The organism is Aeribacillus sp. FSL K6-1121 (genome assembly GCF_038003725.1).
GTDB classification, from domain to species: domain Bacteria; phylum Bacillota; class Bacilli; order Bacillales; family Aeribacillaceae; genus Aeribacillus; species Aeribacillus composti.
In genome coordinates this window covers 3,667,996-3,685,301 of sequence record NZ_JBBOPS010000001.1, presented here as the reverse complement: position 1 = coordinate 3,685,301, position 17,306 = coordinate 3,667,996, and the positions used below count along the sequence as shown (strand labels likewise).

At 33.2% G+C, this 17,306-nt stretch carries 13 protein-coding genes and 1 pseudogene; 3 read left to right on the top strand and 11 right to left on the bottom strand.

The window, feature by feature from the left end; all coding sequences use genetic code 11:
- Positions 1 to 188: 188 nt before the first annotated feature.
- Together NSQ61_RS17935 and NSQ61_RS17930 are read right to left on the bottom strand one after the other, a co-directional pair.
- Positions 189 to 470 carry a transposase gene (locus NSQ61_RS17935; protein ID WP_339193224.1) on the bottom strand — a complete coding sequence of 94 codons (282 nt, stop codon included), beginning with the start codon at positions 468 to 470 and terminating at the stop codon, positions 189 to 191.
- A gap of 106 nt (positions 471 to 576) precedes the next feature.
- Positions 577 to 1,593, bottom strand: coding sequence for a BREX system ATP-binding domain-containing protein (locus NSQ61_RS17930; protein WP_340807771.1), 1,017 nt, complete (start codon positions 1,591 to 1,593; stop codon positions 577 to 579).
- A 48-nt stretch (positions 1,594 to 1,641) separates the two neighbouring features.
- Between NSQ61_RS17930 and tnpA the strand changes: the two genes are divergently transcribed.
- The 3 genes from tnpA (at position 1,642) to tnpC (ending at position 3,960) form a co-directional block, all read left to right on the top strand.
- Positions 1,642 to 1,968: an IS66 family insertion sequence element accessory protein TnpA gene (gene tnpA / locus NSQ61_RS17925; protein WP_327848417.1), complete on the top strand. Its 327-nt coding sequence runs from the start codon at positions 1,642 to 1,644 to the stop codon at positions 1,966 to 1,968.
- Positions 1,962 to 2,318, top strand: a complete 357-nt coding sequence (gene tnpB, locus NSQ61_RS17920; protein WP_048622526.1) for an IS66 family insertion sequence element accessory protein TnpB — start codon at positions 1,962 to 1,964, stop codon at positions 2,316 to 2,318. The genes tnpA and tnpB overlap by 7 nt, the downstream gene beginning before the upstream one ends.
- Positions 2,319 to 2,382: 64 nt before the next feature.
- A complete protein-coding gene (gene tnpC / locus NSQ61_RS17915; protein WP_445659444.1) occupies positions 2,383 to 3,960 on the top strand; it encodes an IS66 family transposase in 1,578 nt (525 codons plus the stop codon).
- Between the two features lie 48 nt (positions 3,961 to 4,008).
- Here tnpC and NSQ61_RS17910 read toward each other — a convergent pair whose 3' ends face one another.
- The 9 genes and pseudogenes from NSQ61_RS17910 to brxE form a co-directional block, all read right to left on the bottom strand.
- A complete protein-coding gene (locus NSQ61_RS17910; RefSeq protein WP_340807769.1) occupies positions 4,009 to 4,371 on the bottom strand; it encodes a BREX system ATP-binding domain-containing protein in 363 nt (120 codons plus the stop codon).
- A gap of 15 nt (positions 4,372 to 4,386) precedes the next feature.
- Entirely contained in the window at positions 4,387 to 6,900 is a 2,514-nt protein-coding gene (locus tag NSQ61_RS17905; protein WP_340807767.1) for a PglZ domain-containing protein, read from the bottom strand.
- A gap of 61 nt (positions 6,901 to 6,961) precedes the next feature.
- Positions 6,962 to 9,364 carry an Eco57I restriction-modification methylase domain-containing protein gene (locus tag NSQ61_RS17900; protein WP_340807765.1) on the bottom strand — a complete coding sequence of 801 codons (2,403 nt, stop codon included), beginning with the start codon at positions 9,362 to 9,364 and terminating at the stop codon, positions 6,962 to 6,964.
- A gap of 121 nt (positions 9,365 to 9,485) precedes the next feature.
- Positions 9,486 to 10,532 (bottom strand): annotated as a pseudogene (locus NSQ61_RS17895) (transposase).
- Positions 10,533 to 10,659: 127 nt separating this feature from the next.
- Positions 10,660 to 11,679 (bottom strand): DNA methyltransferase, encoded by a 1,020-nt coding sequence (locus NSQ61_RS17890; protein ID WP_340807763.1) that lies wholly within the window; start codon positions 11,677 to 11,679, stop codon positions 10,660 to 10,662.
- Positions 11,680 to 11,703: 24 nt separating this feature from the next.
- On the bottom strand, positions 11,704 to 15,321 hold the full coding sequence (brxC, locus tag NSQ61_RS17885) for a BREX system P-loop protein BrxC (protein WP_340807761.1): 3,618 nt from the start codon (positions 15,319 to 15,321) through the stop codon (positions 11,704 to 11,706).
- A 13-nt stretch (positions 15,322 to 15,334) separates the two neighbouring features.
- Positions 15,335 to 15,880: a BREX protein BrxB domain-containing protein gene (locus NSQ61_RS17880; RefSeq protein ID WP_157727847.1), complete on the bottom strand. Its 546-nt coding sequence runs from the start codon at positions 15,878 to 15,880 to the stop codon at positions 15,335 to 15,337.
- Positions 15,858 to 16,652 carry a BrxA family protein gene (locus tag NSQ61_RS17875; protein WP_340807759.1) on the bottom strand — a complete coding sequence of 265 codons (795 nt, stop codon included), beginning with the start codon at positions 16,650 to 16,652 and terminating at the stop codon, positions 15,858 to 15,860. Before NSQ61_RS17875 ends, NSQ61_RS17880 begins: the two co-directional genes overlap by 23 nt.
- Complete coding sequence (gene brxE, locus NSQ61_RS17870; RefSeq protein ID WP_340807757.1) at positions 16,652 to 17,281, bottom strand: BREX-6 system BrxE protein; 630 nt, start codon at positions 17,279 to 17,281, stop codon at positions 16,652 to 16,654. The genes NSQ61_RS17875 and brxE overlap by 1 nt, the downstream gene beginning before the upstream one ends.
- Between the last annotated feature and the right edge of the window lie 25 nt (positions 17,282 to 17,306).

Below are 17,306 nucleotides of genomic sequence, written 5' to 3'. Positions count from 1 at the left end.
TGGTACGTGTTGTGGGTAAAGTCCAAAACACCAGTATTTTCGGGCTTTTCTTTAGTGTACTCTGTCAAACTTGAGTTTGGATTGATAGTAGGTACTTCTCGGCACGCCAAGGACCGTACACATGGTTTTAAGGTCATAATGGTGTTTGGCTCTTATCTCGTCAATCATGGATATAACAGTGGTTTGATCTACTTCTTCGCGAATATGGCCATAGCTTTTTTTAAGATTTCGTTTTCCTCTTTCAGCCGGTGCAATTCTTTTTGCAGGTTCAGAAATTCTTCCGGGGTAAAAGAGCCCCCGTCATCCAGCTTAACCGGTTTTTGTTTTCTGATCCATTTGTAGATTGTCGTTTCAGACAGGCCATATTCGCTGCAGATCTGTTTTACTGGTGTTCCAGTTTGATAAAGCTCAACCACCATTTCCTTAAATTCAGCATGATAACTTTTACGTTTTTCGCTTGTGTTACCCATATCAGGACACATCCCTTCGTTAATATTATATATCACTAAAGGGTGTCCATGAAACTATACTAGCATCACTGTTGTAATCTTTTAGATAATAAAGAAAATCCCTTACTCATAACTCCACATCCACTGCCGTTTCTCGTCCTCCTGCAACTTCTATATTATGTTTAATTCTTTCTACAGTACTAGGACTAATATTTAAAAGAGAATGGACATCGTTCCCCTCTTTCGCAGCGTCTAATACGAATATAAATTCACGTAAAAATGTCCTTGGAAGTACAGTTATTTCCTGTTCAAAGGCAACAGTAAATGATTCAACATATTGCTTAATAAATGTATCATCAATAACTGTCTCTGGTATCCATTTGTGTACCATACCGTGGATTTCCCTAACTTTATATGAAACTTCTATTAATTGTTCAGTTGAGAAACGGTTTAATTTCATCAATGGGGTTGAAAGTACACCACTAACGCTTTCATTTTTTTGTAAAGATAAAGGTTTAATTCTAGAATATAAAGCATCATGTTCTTTAATTGATCGATCCTCATTTTCAATTAAATCATCCGTTCCTGTAAATAACATATAACATCCTTTTAATCGGTCTTTACTAACCATATCAATTAAGAATCTTAAATTTTCAAATGCTTGATACCTAATATCTTTTCGTTCTTTTCGAACTGTCTCGACCTCATCAATAATAATTAGAAGGCCTTTATATCCAGATAATTTTAGAATATGAAGTAGTGCTAATAAAAACTCAAATGCATTCGTCTTATCAACTTTTCCTGTTACCCCTATTTTAGATTTAGCCTGACGATCAATACTCGTATCGCCTGAAATCCAACCTAAAGCCCAGTCTGATAATTGCCTATCACCATCCATTAAACCTTTATAGAAACTATAAAAAGCTTGTACAATACCGGGAGTCGTTGCATTTGCCTTTGCAATTTCATCACTAATTTTTTGTTCAAGTAACTCCATTAATCTTATTTCATCTTCTTCATTTTCATCCGGATCTAAATCATACTTCAGAAGAATGTCTTTCTTTTCTTTTGAAAGCCATTCTTGAAATATCTGCCTAATGGCTGAATATTCGTAAGCGTCAAATAAAACCCACATTCCGATCATAGGTCATCCGTGTGATAATCTTCTTAGAATGATTCGGGAGGTTTTGCCATGACCCTAAAAGAAAAAAGAATAGAATGGAAAGCACGATATGATGCCTGGAAAGAGAGTGGACAGAGTATAGCGGAGTGGTGCCGGGATCAAGGAATCAAAACTCACCAAATGTACTATTGGGTGAGGCAGTTCTCCCGCGGTGGCAGTTGCACTGAAACGCCTGTCCAGACGCAGTGGCTGGCTGTTCAGGTAGAAGAATCCTTGCCCTCTTCAGGTCAAGGTCCGATCTTTTTACACGTTGATGCGATCTCCGTTGAAGTACGGCCCGGTGCCAATCTGGATCTATTAACCGATGTGATTCGGGTGCTGCAACACCAATGTTGATGAATTCCCCGTTTGAACGTGTCTATCTGGCGCGTGGCAGTACGGATCTTCGCAAATCGATTGACGGACTGGCCGCTATTGTACAGGAATGCTTTGAACTCGATCCCTTCTCTCCGTGCTTATTCGTGTTTTGTAACCGGAAACGGGACAAGTTAAAGATTCTTCAATGGGAACATAACGGCTTCTGGCTTCATTATCGCCGTCTGGAAAAAGGGACGTTCCACTGGCCGTCGGAGAATGATACAGCGCCCATGTCTATCAGTTCACGCCAGCTGCGCTGGCTGCTGGACGGCTTGCCAATCGAACAAAAACAAGCGCATCAGGAAGTGAAGGCACGCATCCTTCTATAAAACAAATAAATAAAAAAAGAATTCGATACTAGGCAAGTTGGATTCTTTTCCGTATACTGGACATATGGAAAAATCAGCGCAGACTTCAAAAGGCACAATTGAATATTACAAAGCGCTCAACGAAAAGCTCCAAATGGAAAAGGAAGAGTTGGAAGCGAAATTAAAATGGTATGAGGAACAATTCCGCCTCAGCCAGCAACGCCGATTCGGAGCTTCCAGCGAGAAGACCCATCCGGACCAGCTCTCCCTTTTCAACGAAGCCGAGTCCACGGCTGATCCAGCTATGGAAGAGCCTACCGTTGAGACGATGACATATAGACGCAAGAAACAACACGGCCAACGCAAACGCATGCTTGAAAACCTGCCTACAGAGACGATCGAATACCGTTTGTCTGATGAGGAACAGGTCTGTTCGTGCTGTGGCGGTGCCATGCATGAAATGAGCACAGAAGTACGCAAGGAATTGAAAGTCATTCCTGCCCAAGTGAAAGTAGTCGAACATGTGCGTCATGTATATAGCTGCCGTCACTGTGAGCGTCATGAACTGAACACACCTATTGTGACAGCGAAGATGCCGGAACCTGTTTTCCCTGGAAGCCTAGCGTCTCCGTCGTCAATGGCTTATACCATGACACAAAAATACATAGAAGGTATGCCCCTGTATCGCCAGGAGAAACAACTGGAACGCTTTGGCGTGTCCATACCTCGGCAAACGCTGGCCAATTGGACAATTTATGGGGCTCAAACTTGGCTTAGCCTCATTTACGATGAGATGCATGAGCACCTCCTACAGAAGGATCGTCTGCATGCGGATGAGACAACCTTGCAGGTCCTGTCTGAACCGGACCGGCCAGCGACATCGACTTCCTACATATGGCTTTATCGTACCGGTCGCGGGGATACACCAATCGTCTTATACGATTACCAGCAAACCCGTGCAGGCAAGCACCCACGCCGTTTTTTGGACGGCTTCCGGGGATATTTGCATGTGGACGGGTATGCGGGTTATAACGTCCTCCCCGATGTGAAATTGGTCGGGTGCTGGGCCCATGCCCGCCGCAAATTCACAGAAGCCCTGCAGGCACTGCCTGAATCGGCGAGCACTTCCACCGTCAAAGCAAAGGAAGGTCTGGCCTATTGCAATAAACTTTTTGAAATTGAGCGCAAGCTTAAAGATGCAAGTCCAGAGGAGCGCTATCAAGCACGGCTGGAGCACAGCAAACCCGTGCTTGAGGCTTTTTTGTCATGGCTTAAAGAGCAAATGCCGCGCGTACTGCCAAAAAGCGCACTTGGCAAAGCGATCAAGTATTGTCGTAACCAATGGGAGCGGTTGGAGGCATTTTTAGAGGACGGCCGTTTGGAGATCGATAATAATCGCGGGGAACGGTCAATTAAACCTTTTGTGATCGGTCGCAAAAACTGGCTCTTCAGTAATACATCAAAAGGAGCAAGGTCTAGTGCGATCATCTATAGTGTTGTGGAGACAGCCAAGGAAAACGAGTTGGATCCATTCAACTACCTTAGCTATCTGTTTCAAGAGCTTCCCAATATAGATACGACAGATAAAACAAAATTAGCTGAATTCCTGCCATGGTCACCGACGCTTCCGCAGGAATGCTGTGTTCCTAAAAAATCTAAATAAAGCATACATGAAATCCCCATCTGAATACAGGTGGGGATTACTTTACGCTTACGAATATTCTCTCTGGGAATCTGTTCTTAATCCGGTCATGATAGCTTGATATACTGTCTCAAAATTGTGTAACTGAACTGCTTTGCTAATTACTATTTCCGAAACTGCAAACCCCTTTTTAAAAGCATCTTCCTTTAGCACTTCGCATAAAAAGGATTTACCAGAACCATATGGGCCATAAATAAATTTAAAACCTGCATGACCATTGTTATTTGCAAATGAAATATAATCCAATTCCTTGTTCAAATGATTTTTCTCATTTTTATTACCAGCAAGAAGATAATTTGTCCCGACACTTGGTACAGACCCATTTCGTAATGCACGTAAAATTGCTTCACCTACAGAAATATCTAACAACATCCAATCACCTACTTCCTACTTTAACGAATATTCATACATTGTTCCATTTATCATTTCTACAGTAAACCACTTCTTACCTTGATTCTCTAGCTTATTTATTAATGCCTCCATTGCCTCCGAAACTAATATACTTTTGAATTTTATACCTTTCGATTTTGCACGTTGAAGTAGTTCCATTTCACTCCATTTTGTACTGTCTAGAAAACAATTCAATAAGAATATTTCACGCTTCGATAAATCGTCTTCAAATGTAATCAAATAGTGCTTAATTTGTTCTTGAATATTTGCTGTATCTTCAGCTTGATTAACTTCTATAAGAGATGTTTGCTGCTGTATGATTCTTGGATCCTCAATAAAATCTTTCGAACTATTCTTTGAAGTGATAATAAGTACTGGGATTATCACCTCTTGAATGGATATTCCTCCATGGCTAAATTTAGTGCCGCCATTCGCTGTAAAATAATAATTACTTAGAGGATAATACTGATATAAATTCCCTTTGTGATGAGACCAAGAAATTTCTTTTACAATCCAATCACCCTTAATTTTATTAGTCGCAATTGCATATCTACGTGATTTCTTAATCAGATCTACTTCATCAGATATAGAAATTTCATTCCATCCTTCTAAACCATTCGTTAGTAAAAAGCCATGATCTGCTGTAATTACAACTTTTTCCACCCCGGCTCTTAAAAGATTTTCAGTTACAATTTTAATTTTATGTAATAATTCCGGAAAAATATTTACTGCAGAATCTTCAATATGTTCACCTGCTGCATCAATTTCATTTGAATATACAACGATTTTTTCTTTATCCGCAATATCCATTTTAATCTGTTGTTCTGTAAAACGATATAAATTATCTAAATTATAGACTTGCCCATGAGTTCCCATAACTGTTTCGAGATATTTTACACGATTAGACTTATTATTCATTTTCGTGTTATCTGAGTATATGATTAGATCATCTTTCTCTTTTTCCCATGTCAACACTGTTGAAGAAAGTGGTAACAAAGAAGCCATACCTATTTTGGTAATTGATGGCAAAGATGATAACATACTATCCACATCTACTTGCCATTCTTCATCAATCAAATGTTGAAGTTCAATTCCCATTTCATATCTAAGTGCATCAACAAATATTACGGCAATTTTATTATTTGACTCATTGATATATTCCTGCCAAAAATACCTTTGCTGAGGGATCCCATCGATTGAAAAATAATTTTTATTTTCAATACTTTTTTGAAATTGTGTGTTTATTGGCTTTAAAAAGTGATGAATATATTGCCCATTTGCATAATTAATGAGTTCGTGGATCAATAAGTTGTTTTGTTTATAATTTTCTTGTGCCTTACGAAAATGGAAGTCAATGCTCCACCAGTTTTGTTTAATATACTCACTTATAATACTTTCAGGATTTTGGAAGTTACCTGTTTGTGATACATAATTTTTAAATTTATTTAATTCATTAATAAATTGTAATAACTCTGATAGAGCCTTCCACTTTTGGATTAAATTGCTTTCTATAGCGCGAGTAACCCTTGATTCCGCAATTAAAATAAATTGTTCAATCTTTTCAAAACTTAATAATTCAATATTTAATTCACCTGATAATAATAATTGCTTTTCGACTCGTGACCAAAGTTCCTCATCAATAATTGAAAACCCTTCTATGGTGTATAACTCTTCTATTTCCTTTAACGAAATTTCTTGTTTATATTTATATGAAAGTTTTTGGGACCATTCTTTAAAATGATTTCTGTAAAAGTCATGTTTCGACCATAGATTAAAAAGTTCGCTACGACGATATGCAATCTTGGGATCCAGTTCATAATCAGATTCCTTAGAGTTTAGTGAAAGTTCAGTTTGGATTAATGAACTAGCAATTACCTCCACAATTTCTTCATAAGACTGCTGTTCATCAAATAAAAATCCATAATATTCATTTGCTAACTGTAAAAAGGCTTGCAAATTTTCCAATTCTTTAAGTGATTCAAAATAGGTTTTATCGGTCATAAACTTAAGTAAGGTTTCTTTTTTATCTAATTCGTCCATTGTAAGTTGGTTTTGTAGGATTATTTGTTCTAGTTTTACTTCATCTAAATTCTCAATCAAATCTTCTGATAAGATATCCCATTTGGCTTTAATGTATTGTAATTGTTTATGTAATCGATCATTTTCATTTATCGGCAACTGTAAATTATAATGTTTAGCCAGCAAGTCCCTTATCGTATCATCAAAAATTTCTGCTAACCATTGATATTCCTTCAAAAGCTTTATTTCTTCAAATTTTATCGGCAAATAAATAAGTATTCTTTTTTCAAAGTGAGGAGAATAGTTCACTATCATATGTCTTAGTTGCATGAAACTACCTGTAAAAATAAATTTCTCAAGATGCTCTTCTTTTATATATCTCTCATATTCAGAAATAAATGACTGGTATTCATCTACCCAAATGACAATTGGGCGTTTTTGAAATAAATTATTTATACTAGTTGCTACCATATCATAAAATGATTTTTTCATATTTGACAAAAGCACCTACAAAAACTGCAGGTGCCTTTATTTCCCTCCTTCCCTCATTTATCTACTTCTCAATTTTCTTAGCCAATATTGGATTCAGTGGTTTGATATTATATAAAACACCTTGATCAATATCTGGTTCGTAACCCGAAGCAATGATTTCGTCAATTTGTTTATCGAATACTTCTAAGTCATTTATCTGTTTTTCTAACTCCACTACCCTTTTTTCAAACTGCTTGGCAGATTTCTTATCATCAGCAGTTCTCATCTTTTCACGATAAAAACTCAAATCACCTTTCAGGTTTTCCATCATTGGTTTTAAATGATTAGATTTTAATTTATAAAGAGTATCTGAATTTAGTGCATGATAATACAATATTGCATTAAATGTTTTGTTTTGACTACATATATGCCAATATATTGGACGGTTTTGATATTGTTCTTTTTTTATATGTTCTTCAAAGAAGTCTTTCTGATACCAACTTAATAAATCTTTCCCCAATATCAGTGGTAATTCTTCATCAATCACTCTCTCAAAGTTATCTTCACCAAAAATAATTTCTATTAATTCATAAATTACATCTTCAATAAAATCATTATTTAAGATGATTATTCCATCTTTTTGAATATTATCAAAACCTTGTATTTTCCATCTACCAAAAACAAGTCCAATTAAAACTGATGAAAAAGTTACGAAAATCTCTTTTAAAATTAATGTGGGAATGTGATTGCTATCCTCAATATAATTAATTAAATTTAATCTATTTACATTTTTCCCTTCTTTTCCATACCATTCATCAAAATCTTCCATATTTGGAATATTATCAATGATTTTTCTTGATTGCTTTACTTTATCTTTTATAAATGATATGGTATTTTCACTTAATTGATACAATTCATTAACGAGAGAATTATTCTTCTCAACTAATAAAAGATATTCTTTTTCTATAGATAATAATTTTCCCACAATACTGTTTATGGATCCATCGTTTTTAAGGTAATTATTAATATCGAAATTTATCTCTGTGTCGTCATATGAGAGCAATTCTTTTTTGAGTTGAATAATTTTTTTAACATTATCAGATATTTTTTCTTGGTATTCAATATCTATTACTGCAGGCAAACGGTGAATATCATTATTTTTAAAGTTAATAGTAGGATTAAATAGATTTAATAGGTATTCCGAAAAATCAGAGGCTAAAATTCCAAGTACATAAAACTTATCAACATGATCGAAAATATTGACAAATGAACCTCCGGAATCGAATATGTGACCTTCTGGTAAATATCTAATTCCAAAACCTTTACTACCCACACCAGAAAAAGTTAATCCTTCTTTAAAGAAAAGATTTTGGTTCATTAATCTACAACCTTTGTATTCCTTCATTTTTTCAGGTCGCCAATCTACAACTGTTTTTAAAGCACCATAATATTTTTCTGATCCCCCACCTTTAGCATAAGGTACAAAATTCCTATCTGATTTTCCATTAATTTCCCACCAAAACTTTACAAAGTAATCATTATTCCCGGTATTTATTCCTGTTTTTGCTTCACCAAACAACTCTAAAAAGGTTGAATTAGTTCCCAAAATTTTCTTTATTTCTTCTGGTAAATAATACAAAAACGGACTACCTTCTAGTTTGCTGAAAAATGTTTGATTTAAGTAAAACCAATTATCTTTATTTTCCAATTGTTTAAGCTTAGATAATGAGTTTTTGTATTCATCTAATTTTATAAATATACTTTGATTATTGGCTTCTTTAGTTTTTTTAAGAATAAACATTGATGTACTGACACGTTCTCCACTTATATCATCAAATGCCCTTGTTCCTAAGTGTGCAAATTTATATATATATGCATTAGATAAAATAAATTTTCTTAATTCTTCATATGATTTTATAAACATAAATGATTCTTGGGTAATCATACCGGTAAAACCATCTTTATCCAAGAAATCCATAACTCTAATTATAAAAGTTGAATATAAGTCATTATTAGCTATCTTGTAGTTATTGTTTATAAATTCTTTTAAAACCTCATTCATATTTGATTTACCCATATAAGGAGGATTTGTTACAACCACATCATATTTTTGAAGAAATATATTTAAAACTGTTAATGATTTTTTTGCTTCATTTGCAAATAATTGATTATTTATATCATTATTTCTAATTGCATTATTGTGTACGTGTTCTAAATACTTTGTTAATTCTTTTTCACTTTGTAATAAAGATAACCTGTCTTGTTCCTCTTCAAAATCAATTTGCCCTTCAAATAATCCTAAATCTTCTTTTTTCTTTTTGGATTTAAGTTTCTTCTGCCTTTTTAGAACGTCTTCTTCTAATAAAGGTTTTAATCTTTTCTCAGGTTGTATTAAACTTCCTTTAATACGAGTATCTTTAAATTCTTCATACATTATGTCAATCATTTTTAATACTGTTTGATTTTTCTCAAACTCCTTTTTCATAGTTGCTAAACGATTACCGTTTAATAAAACTACATCCGCACATACTAGATTGACGGTAATGTGATTTTTTATTTCATTAATACCTATTTGTTTTAAAGTAACTAATACTTTAATATATAACTCAACTTTCGCAGCTCAATTTTGGTAAATAAGCCTTGATATAATTAGGCAAAACTACAATCCATTTACGTAATTGACTTTCGATGAATTTTTTAATCTTTTGATTTACATTTTGAAGTGCATCTTCAAGAATTTCAATGAGTAGTTGAAGTGCAAAGGCCCAATCTAGTTCATCGATTTCATCACAAAGTTCATAAAAAATGCCGCCTAATGTTCGATAATCTGTACTTACTCGGTTTTGCCAAGACAAAACAATGTACCTTGTAAACACAATAGTGGTATGGCTGATCATGGAATCATAAGATCTTCCTTGGAACTCTTTTTGGAGTTTCAATAAGGATTTGACTGTTTTGAAGAATACTTCAATATCCCAACGTATCCCATAAATACGAATGATTTCTTGATCCGATAAAGTACAGTCTGGTGTGTTGGTGAATAACTTCCGGCGCTTTTGTGTGCTTCGACACGCCGCTTATAACCGGATGTACGCTTATCGATTCGGTTATCAATCCCATTGATTTGTGGAATTCGTAGAGCTTAATAAAGCAAAATCAATAGGCAAAAATGTAGCACCATCTGACCAGCCGAGTGTAAGCATACGAAATCCTTTGTAATAACGCATTTTTTGAGAAGAATGATCGAAACAGCGAGCAAGCAGTTCAACCTTTTTACTGCGTGTTCGTTCATAAGATGTGTCGTCCACGATCAGCACTTTCGGACGGTCGTGTCTCGTTAAACTACTTACCTTCATAATGGTGAAAGTACTCAAAACAAGTAAAAACCTGCGCCAATTGTATTGAGGGTTATTTAAGAAGCGATAAATAGCGTTTTTTTCCGGCAAATCTTTAGCTTTTTTACTTTGAAGAAGTCGAAACAAATTTTTGCCTTCAAAAACTAAACTAAAAACTAGCTGGAATAAATAGGCGCAGGAATAACCGAAACCCTTGTTAATTCCCACTTTCCTTAAATATTTTAAGATTTCAAGTTCATCAAATATAGCTTTTACTTCTTTTGGTAGTTGATTGTTCAGTCTGTTATTCGTTATCATAATAAGAGACACCTCACCTGCTTTTGGTAATGTTTTTTCTGGACAATTAAACTATACCAAAAGTTGAGGTGTTTTTTTGCAAATCTTTTACACACGAAACAACCAACAAACCCATTAACCGTAAGGCTTAGAAATCCAATTTACTGTGAGAAAGTTGAGTATATAATATTAAAGCTGTTAATTGGACTGCCCTTGCATCGATGTCAATTCCATATAGATTATGTTTTAAAATTAAGAAGGGAATTTGTTCTTTTGGATAACCCTCTTCTACATAATATTGATAGAATAAATCATATGCTTTTACTAAAAAGTGACCGCTTCCACAAGCCGGATCTAGAAGTTTTATTTCTTCTAATTTTTTACGTTCTCTTTCCCCACTAATCATTTCTTCACGTAATTTCCCTAAAGAATTATCAATAATCCATTCTACAATCCAATCAGGAGTAAATAACTGGGTGGCCGCAGGTATATCAATACTTTTTATTTTTTCTTTTTTATTATATAAACGATCAAAAACATCATCTTTTTCTTCTTCATTGAAATATTGATAAATCCATCCTATAATTTCGTCCTGCTGCCAAGCTTCTTCATCAATTTCCGTTGTAAGCGACTGGATAATTTCAAGTAATGCTTGATTTGACGGTCCAATAATCGAGTATTCATCTTCAGTATTGAACAGTAACCCAATATCGGATGAGATTTCATTAAATAGTAAAGAAATTAAATACGATAAGCCCTCGTCCGATTGTGATTTACAATACTCCCTCGCAACTTCAAAAAAGTTTCGATGTCCATATGAACGATTACCGTATTCTTCCCTTTGGATTAAAACTTCTTCCATTAGTCCCCTTACTTCCATTACCCTCAGAGCAGCAATCCGATTAAGGTATGTATAAGTTACTTCACGAATATAGGAGATAAGGGCTTCCTTTTCAGAAAGCCCACCTTTCATCTCTTTTCCAATGGCATCACGCAAATCCTTATAAATCTGTTCCTGTTCATCCGACAATGATAACTTATCTTTCTCAATCCAAGGTTCACCCAACAATATACCGTAAGTTATAAGTTGGTTTTCTATGTCCTGTTCAAGTATTTTTCGACATTTTAATATGGTTCGATTTATCGCTTTTTTTTGTTCTGGTTTCATAAGTTTCGATCCCTTCTATCTTTATTAAGATAAGATGAAGTAATCAACTTTTCTCAATTCTTCCTTCAGTTTTTCTTCTAATTCTTTTACAAATTCCTCAATCTCTTTATCAGAAGAAATTTGTCTCATTTTCATAAAATCGCTTAATCTAATTTGTTTAAATACCGGTTTAGGATTATCGTTATTTTCTTCATCTTCAATAGTTGTGTTAACTGATCTATTCAATTCTTTTAATAAATCTCCATATATTGCAATAGCTTTCTGTTTATAACTAGGAAGTGCATTTTTTAATTGTTCTAAGAAATCATAGTTATATTTACTTTTCGAAGCAGAGTCTTCATAATATTTGCTTAACGGTTCCAAAATTCTCCGTTGTTCAAAAACATCAAACAAATGGAATTGAGGTAGATTTTCAATTTCATTCATCATTTGTTCTATATTTTTCATTACTGTTTGATGAATGTCCAAAAACACGGAGTCATAGTAAGTTTTTATTTCCAAATATCTACCCTTGATGTCACTCCAATTATCTAGAAATTCTACCGTCTGTAGCTGAGATTTAATGAAAAGAACCAATTTTTCAAGAGAATCATCTTTTGGAAATTGTTGTGGTTCCCAAATCTCAAAGATAAATTTTTTAATTTCTTTTAAAACATTTATATTTTCATTAGAAATAAATTTATCAAATTTACTCATTAAATTCATTTCATCTGTCAGTTGCTGATACACATCCACAAATGAGATAACGACGTCACTTGAATGATTTTTATTGATTACTTTATCGTATTCAGTTTCTATTTTCTCTAATGAATTAATAATAGGTAAATCGTTGTCCCTTGCAGATACAATTAATCCTTGAACTTGTCTTAGTAATTTATTTGAGATTTTTATTGCCTTTTGATAATATTCCGGGATTGTATCTGCTTCTACTGTCTCGTTAAAATTTGCTTCTAAAATTCTTTTACATTGCTGTCGGATTGCGGGATCAACATTCTTCACTTCTATTAGCTGAGCAGTTTTAAAGTTAGGCTCTTTCTCAAAAATTTCTTTTACTCCTGATTCAGTATAACTTCTAATTGGTTTACCTTTTACTTCAAGTTCAATAAACCCTCCACGGAACAATAATGCTGAGAAGAAACGAATAGCTAAACTATCCCATCCATAAGGACGATTGCTGAATAATTCCAATAAATCATTGCCTGTGCAAACACCAAACCGGGCATTTCTTGACTTAATTTCTGTTAAAACTTCATTTAATACTTTGGCACTTTGATTTATTTGATTATCTTTATCCAGAATATTCAATTCTTTAAACACTGCTGAAGTTGAATACAGACTTGGCTTAAATACTTCATCAATTTGACTTGAAGTAATTTTAACACTTACATCATCAAATCGGGTATAAACTACAGGGATAACGATCCCAATTAACTCATCAAAAATAGGTTTAATTTCTTCTCCTTTTGGAAGATCAAATTCCTTCCCTCGATATAAGTAAGAACCAGATAAAAATGATGACTTTATCTTACGTTTAATCTCTAAAGAAAGGTTTTGATTTTTTTGTTCCTCTTTTCTAAGAAAGAAGAGTTTTTCCTCGTCTGCTTTTTCTCTTTGATTATTAATTGCAGCTTGACGGGCGAGATATTCCCTTATAAATTCTTCTATTTCTTCATTAGGTTCTGCAAGCCAGTAAATTCTGCTTTCATCATTAATTGATTCCTTTCTCTTTTTACCACGTAAAGTTTCATCATTAGAAAGAATGACCGGACTCAAAGCTTCAAATGATATATCCTTCCCGTTTGCATATTTTTCTTCATCAGCATACATATCAACGGAAAAAAGACTAATTTGTTTATATTGAGTTCGATTCTGATTAAATAACTCTTTTACTAAGTCCTTTACATAAATGGAAATAGCTCTTGTTCTTACTTCCTCTTGTTCTGCTAGTACTATTTCACGGAAACTTTGCTCTTCAGGTGTAAGAAAACTATAAATTTCACCTTCTCTTTCTACAAACCCCGTTTTTGTAAGCTTCTTTAAGGAATTTTCAACTTTCGTTCTTAAATCATGAAAATTAACTTCAATATGGTTAAAGAGTAATTTCGTAATATTATCTAAAGTTCTTGGTAAATAACTAATTGAATCTAAAAGGTATAGTACTTTTAAAACCTTTTTTGTAAACTCATGGTTTTCTGGGTCTGCCTTTTCTACTTCTTCAACAGTATCAATGACCGTTGATGGTACAAAATCGGAAGCCCTTGCTTCAGCATATACCTGATCCAGCGTAACAAAATAACCGATTTCCATTTTGTCAAATTGATTTTCAGGATTAGTTAAAATACCTTGCGTGGTTTTAATCATACTCCTATTTGTTCCGCCAAGTTTCTTATTAGATTCAGTACGTTGCAAAAATTTAATAAAAATATCTTTTATTATTCCTAATTGATAAGGTATAAAAGGGTATGCCTTCACAAAGTATTCTTTTGTTATTTCAGGAAATTTTCTGTCTGCATCTGAAAAATCTAAAATAGATTCCAATTTACCTGAAAATCTTTCGTATTCATCTTCTAAAGTATTTCTTCCTTCAGATGTTTTCTTTAAGACACGCTCATATAAAACATCATCTAGATTTTCTGGTGTTAAATGAATTTTTATTTCAAAACGATCCGCTATTTTCCCTAATTCGTCATTATATTTAATCGCATCTTCAACAACAGCTTCTAACTTTTCTTGGGCAGTAACCCCAAGCCAAATTTTACCTTTTCCGGTCACATCTACTTGATGAGATATTCCTTGTAATTCACTTATTTTTTGATCATCTCTCGCTATAAACTGTCCCATCTCATCAATTAATAATAAAAATCTAAGTTCTTTATCTAAATTATTTTGTTTCTTTTCTATATAAGATTTCAAAACTTCAATTAACCGTTTTGGCGACATAGAAAAGTCAGTTTGAATACTATTTATATAATCCAGGGCAATAGTTTCGGAAGGGAAATCATCTGATTTGATCTTGCTAAGTGTTTTAGCGATTTTCGATTTTTGCCGAGCTGGTTTTTCACGAGCTTCTAACCAGCTTTTCCCACTCAATTTTTCATATTCAATTTTAAATTCATCATATATCCCTTGATCGTATAAGTCGTATTCTAACTCACCAACCCAAAGAATATGACTATAAAAACCTAAATAGGAGAGAAATTGTTTATAAATAGTTATAGATATACTTTGTTGTTGGTTATTGCTGTCGTAAGATGTTTCCTCTAAAATATCAAACATTAATACTTCTGTTCTGTATTTTTCTCGAATTTCTTCAACTAAAGGACGAAGAACCGATGATTCATCTCTACTTAAGAATATTTCCGAACTAGTGGTATTTTCAAATTCATAATCACCTAAAACATGACCAAACAATTTAGTAAAATGGGATTTTCCGGAACCAAACCAACCTGAAATCCAATAGCAATATTTTGAACCATTTAAATAATTTTCAAAAGCCTTTTTGAAATGTCCTCGTATTTGTTCCGTTATTACATATTCTTGAAGTTCCTGCCGTATATGTTCTTTATTTTGATCTTGAACCTTTACAACAGGATTGATATCTCTTGTAATTTTATCTCTAAAAATCGTATGTATCTTAGTCATCTATCTCACCCCTTTATAAATAAAATGCACGAGATCCACTTATATCAATATCATCTAGCATAATAAACTGATTAGAATTCACGGTACCCGGAATGAAAAAACATAAAGGAATCGATACTTTATTTTCCAATTTTGAAAGCAACTGAATCAACCTAAAATGTGAAGCTATACTCCCTACCCTTGTAAATAATAGTCTTCCGTTCTTACCTAGTTGTTCAGACTTTTCAAGAATCCATTGATATATCAATTTAAATAAGGTATTTTGCATTTCGGTTTGAAATTCGGGAAAATCCTCCTGCTCAAATTCATATATATCGGATAAGTCACCATTCTCATCTTTTAGCAATAGTTCGTAAAGTAGCATTTCAACATTTACTATTTCCACTGAATATCCTTGAATATCTCCATCACGTTGAAGTTCCTCTAGCTTAGGTAGTAGGTATAGTTGCTCTGTTTCATCAATCGCAATTAAAATAAAGGGTACCCCAGCCTGTCTACTCCATGCTAATTGATCATTGAAAATCATACTTTTTAACTTATGCATTTTTTCCGACAACATAGTTTTCAACATACTCCTTTAAAGACGGAAATAGGTACTCTATCTTAATTTCTTTTCCTTCATCATCAAGATATACTACTCCATTTGTTTCTAATTCTTTTAATAATAATTTTCTATGTGCTTTATCAAGAAGAAAAAGTTTAAAATCATCATGGTTATTTAAATGGTCTATAGTTTTTATAATGTCTTTATTAAAATAAAGTAAGTAACCAAATACCTTATTTGAAATATACAAAGATTCGTTAAATACAGGATTTTTCCTATTTTTAATAAAACCGATTTCCAATAATACTGTAATAAGAGCCGTTTTTAGATCTTTATAAGTCCTTTCTGACCAGTTTTTCATTTCTTCATGTGTTTCTGAGGATTTTATAAGGAAGTTTTCTGAATCTAGATTTGAAACTCCAAGGAATCCTTTAATATAACGTGAATAAACAGTATCAATAACAAAATCATATATAAGACGATCTGAGAGACAAAGATAATAGTAAAGAATCAAAACAGCTTCTTCTTTACTCAAGTGATTAATTGTTATTAAAAAAGGATTATTAGCAATATTTGCATTCGTTATATTGCTGATGTACCTTTTTTTTATGGATCCATATACATTTTCAATTCTTCTCTTGGATGCTTTTAGTAATAAGTTTTTTTCAAATAACTCATTTTCTAATTTTTCAATACTATTTAATTCAAATAACCTTTTTAGAATATTTAAGGAATCCTCAAAAACCGGTCCTGTTGTTTTTAAATCCGCAATATATTTACTGCTCATTAGTCCACTGCAACTCTCTTATAATAAGGTATTGTAATTTGGCCTTTACTTGCATAATCATAAACTGATACTAAATTATGTATGACCTCTTCAAGTTCTTCATTATGTATATAAAAATGTCTTGTCTTTGAGCCAATTTCGAATGCGTTACCAGAAACATTTTCAAAAGTCTGCAATCGATGTTCATCGAAGAAATCTCTCGCCCAATGTTTAGTAAAAGATATATTTTCAATCTTTTCGATTTCTAACAGAATATCTTTCCATTCTTTTCTACTGGTTAACATTTTTAATGCAGGTTCAAATACTTTTTTTTCAAATTCATACCCAAAATGAAATAGGGTAATTACTTTATTAACATGTATTGTGTTAATTTCCTTTTGTCTTACCGCTTTAATTGCCATATCAAATCTCTGTTGAAAGAAGGTTTTTGGTAAAAATGGTATCATATTCAATCTACCTACTGAACTTAGTATTCTTGATTCCCACCAAAAATTATTATCTTCTTCTCCTAAACGAGCAATCATTATTCGATAATAAATCACTTTAGCTAAATTCTTTTTCGAAACACGTTTATCTTGGATATCACTATCTTTAATAATGTCAAAAATCATGTTATAGATTGCTTTCAAAACGAAACACCCCTATCGATTGTCA

Excerpts from the sequence above, each read along its gene's own strand:
- NSQ61_RS17930 (WP_340807771.1), bottom strand. The coding sequence starts at position 1,593 with ATGATCGGAATGTGGGTTTTATTTGACGCTTACGAATATTCAGCCATT.
- tnpB (WP_048622526.1), top strand. The coding sequence starts at position 1,962 with ATGTTGATGAATTCCCCGTTTGAACGTGTCTATCTGGCGCGTGGCAGT.
- NSQ61_RS17935 (WP_339193224.1), bottom strand. The coding sequence starts at position 470 with ATGGGTAACACAAGCGAAAAACGTAAAAGTTATCATGCTGAATTTAAG.
- NSQ61_RS17900 (WP_340807765.1), bottom strand. The coding sequence starts at position 9,364 with ATGAAAAAGGAGTTTGAGAAAAATCAAACAGTATTAAAAATGATTGAC.
- tnpA (WP_327848417.1), top strand. The coding sequence starts at position 1,642 with ATGACCCTAAAAGAAAAAAGAATAGAATGGAAAGCACGATATGATGCC.
- brxC (WP_340807761.1), bottom strand. The coding sequence starts at position 15,321 with ATGACTAAGATACATACGATTTTTAGAGATAAAATTACAAGAGATATC.
- tnpC (WP_445659444.1), top strand. The coding sequence starts at position 2,383 with ATGGAAAAATCAGCGCAGACTTCAAAAGGCACAATTGAATATTACAAA.
- NSQ61_RS17880 (WP_157727847.1), bottom strand. The coding sequence starts at position 15,880 with ATGTTGTCGGAAAAAATGCATAAGTTAAAAAGTATGATTTTCAATGAT.
- NSQ61_RS17875 (WP_340807759.1), bottom strand. The coding sequence starts at position 16,652 with ATGAGCAGTAAATATATTGCGGATTTAAAAACAACAGGACCGGTTTTT.
- NSQ61_RS17890 (WP_340807763.1), bottom strand. The coding sequence starts at position 11,679 with ATGAAACCAGAACAAAAAAAAGCGATAAATCGAACCATATTAAAATGT.
- NSQ61_RS17905 (WP_340807767.1), bottom strand. The coding sequence starts at position 6,900 with ATGAAAAAATCATTTTATGATATGGTAGCAACTAGTATAAATAATTTA.
- NSQ61_RS17910 (WP_340807769.1), bottom strand. The coding sequence starts at position 4,371 with ATGTTGTTAGATATTTCTGTAGGTGAAGCAATTTTACGTGCATTACGA.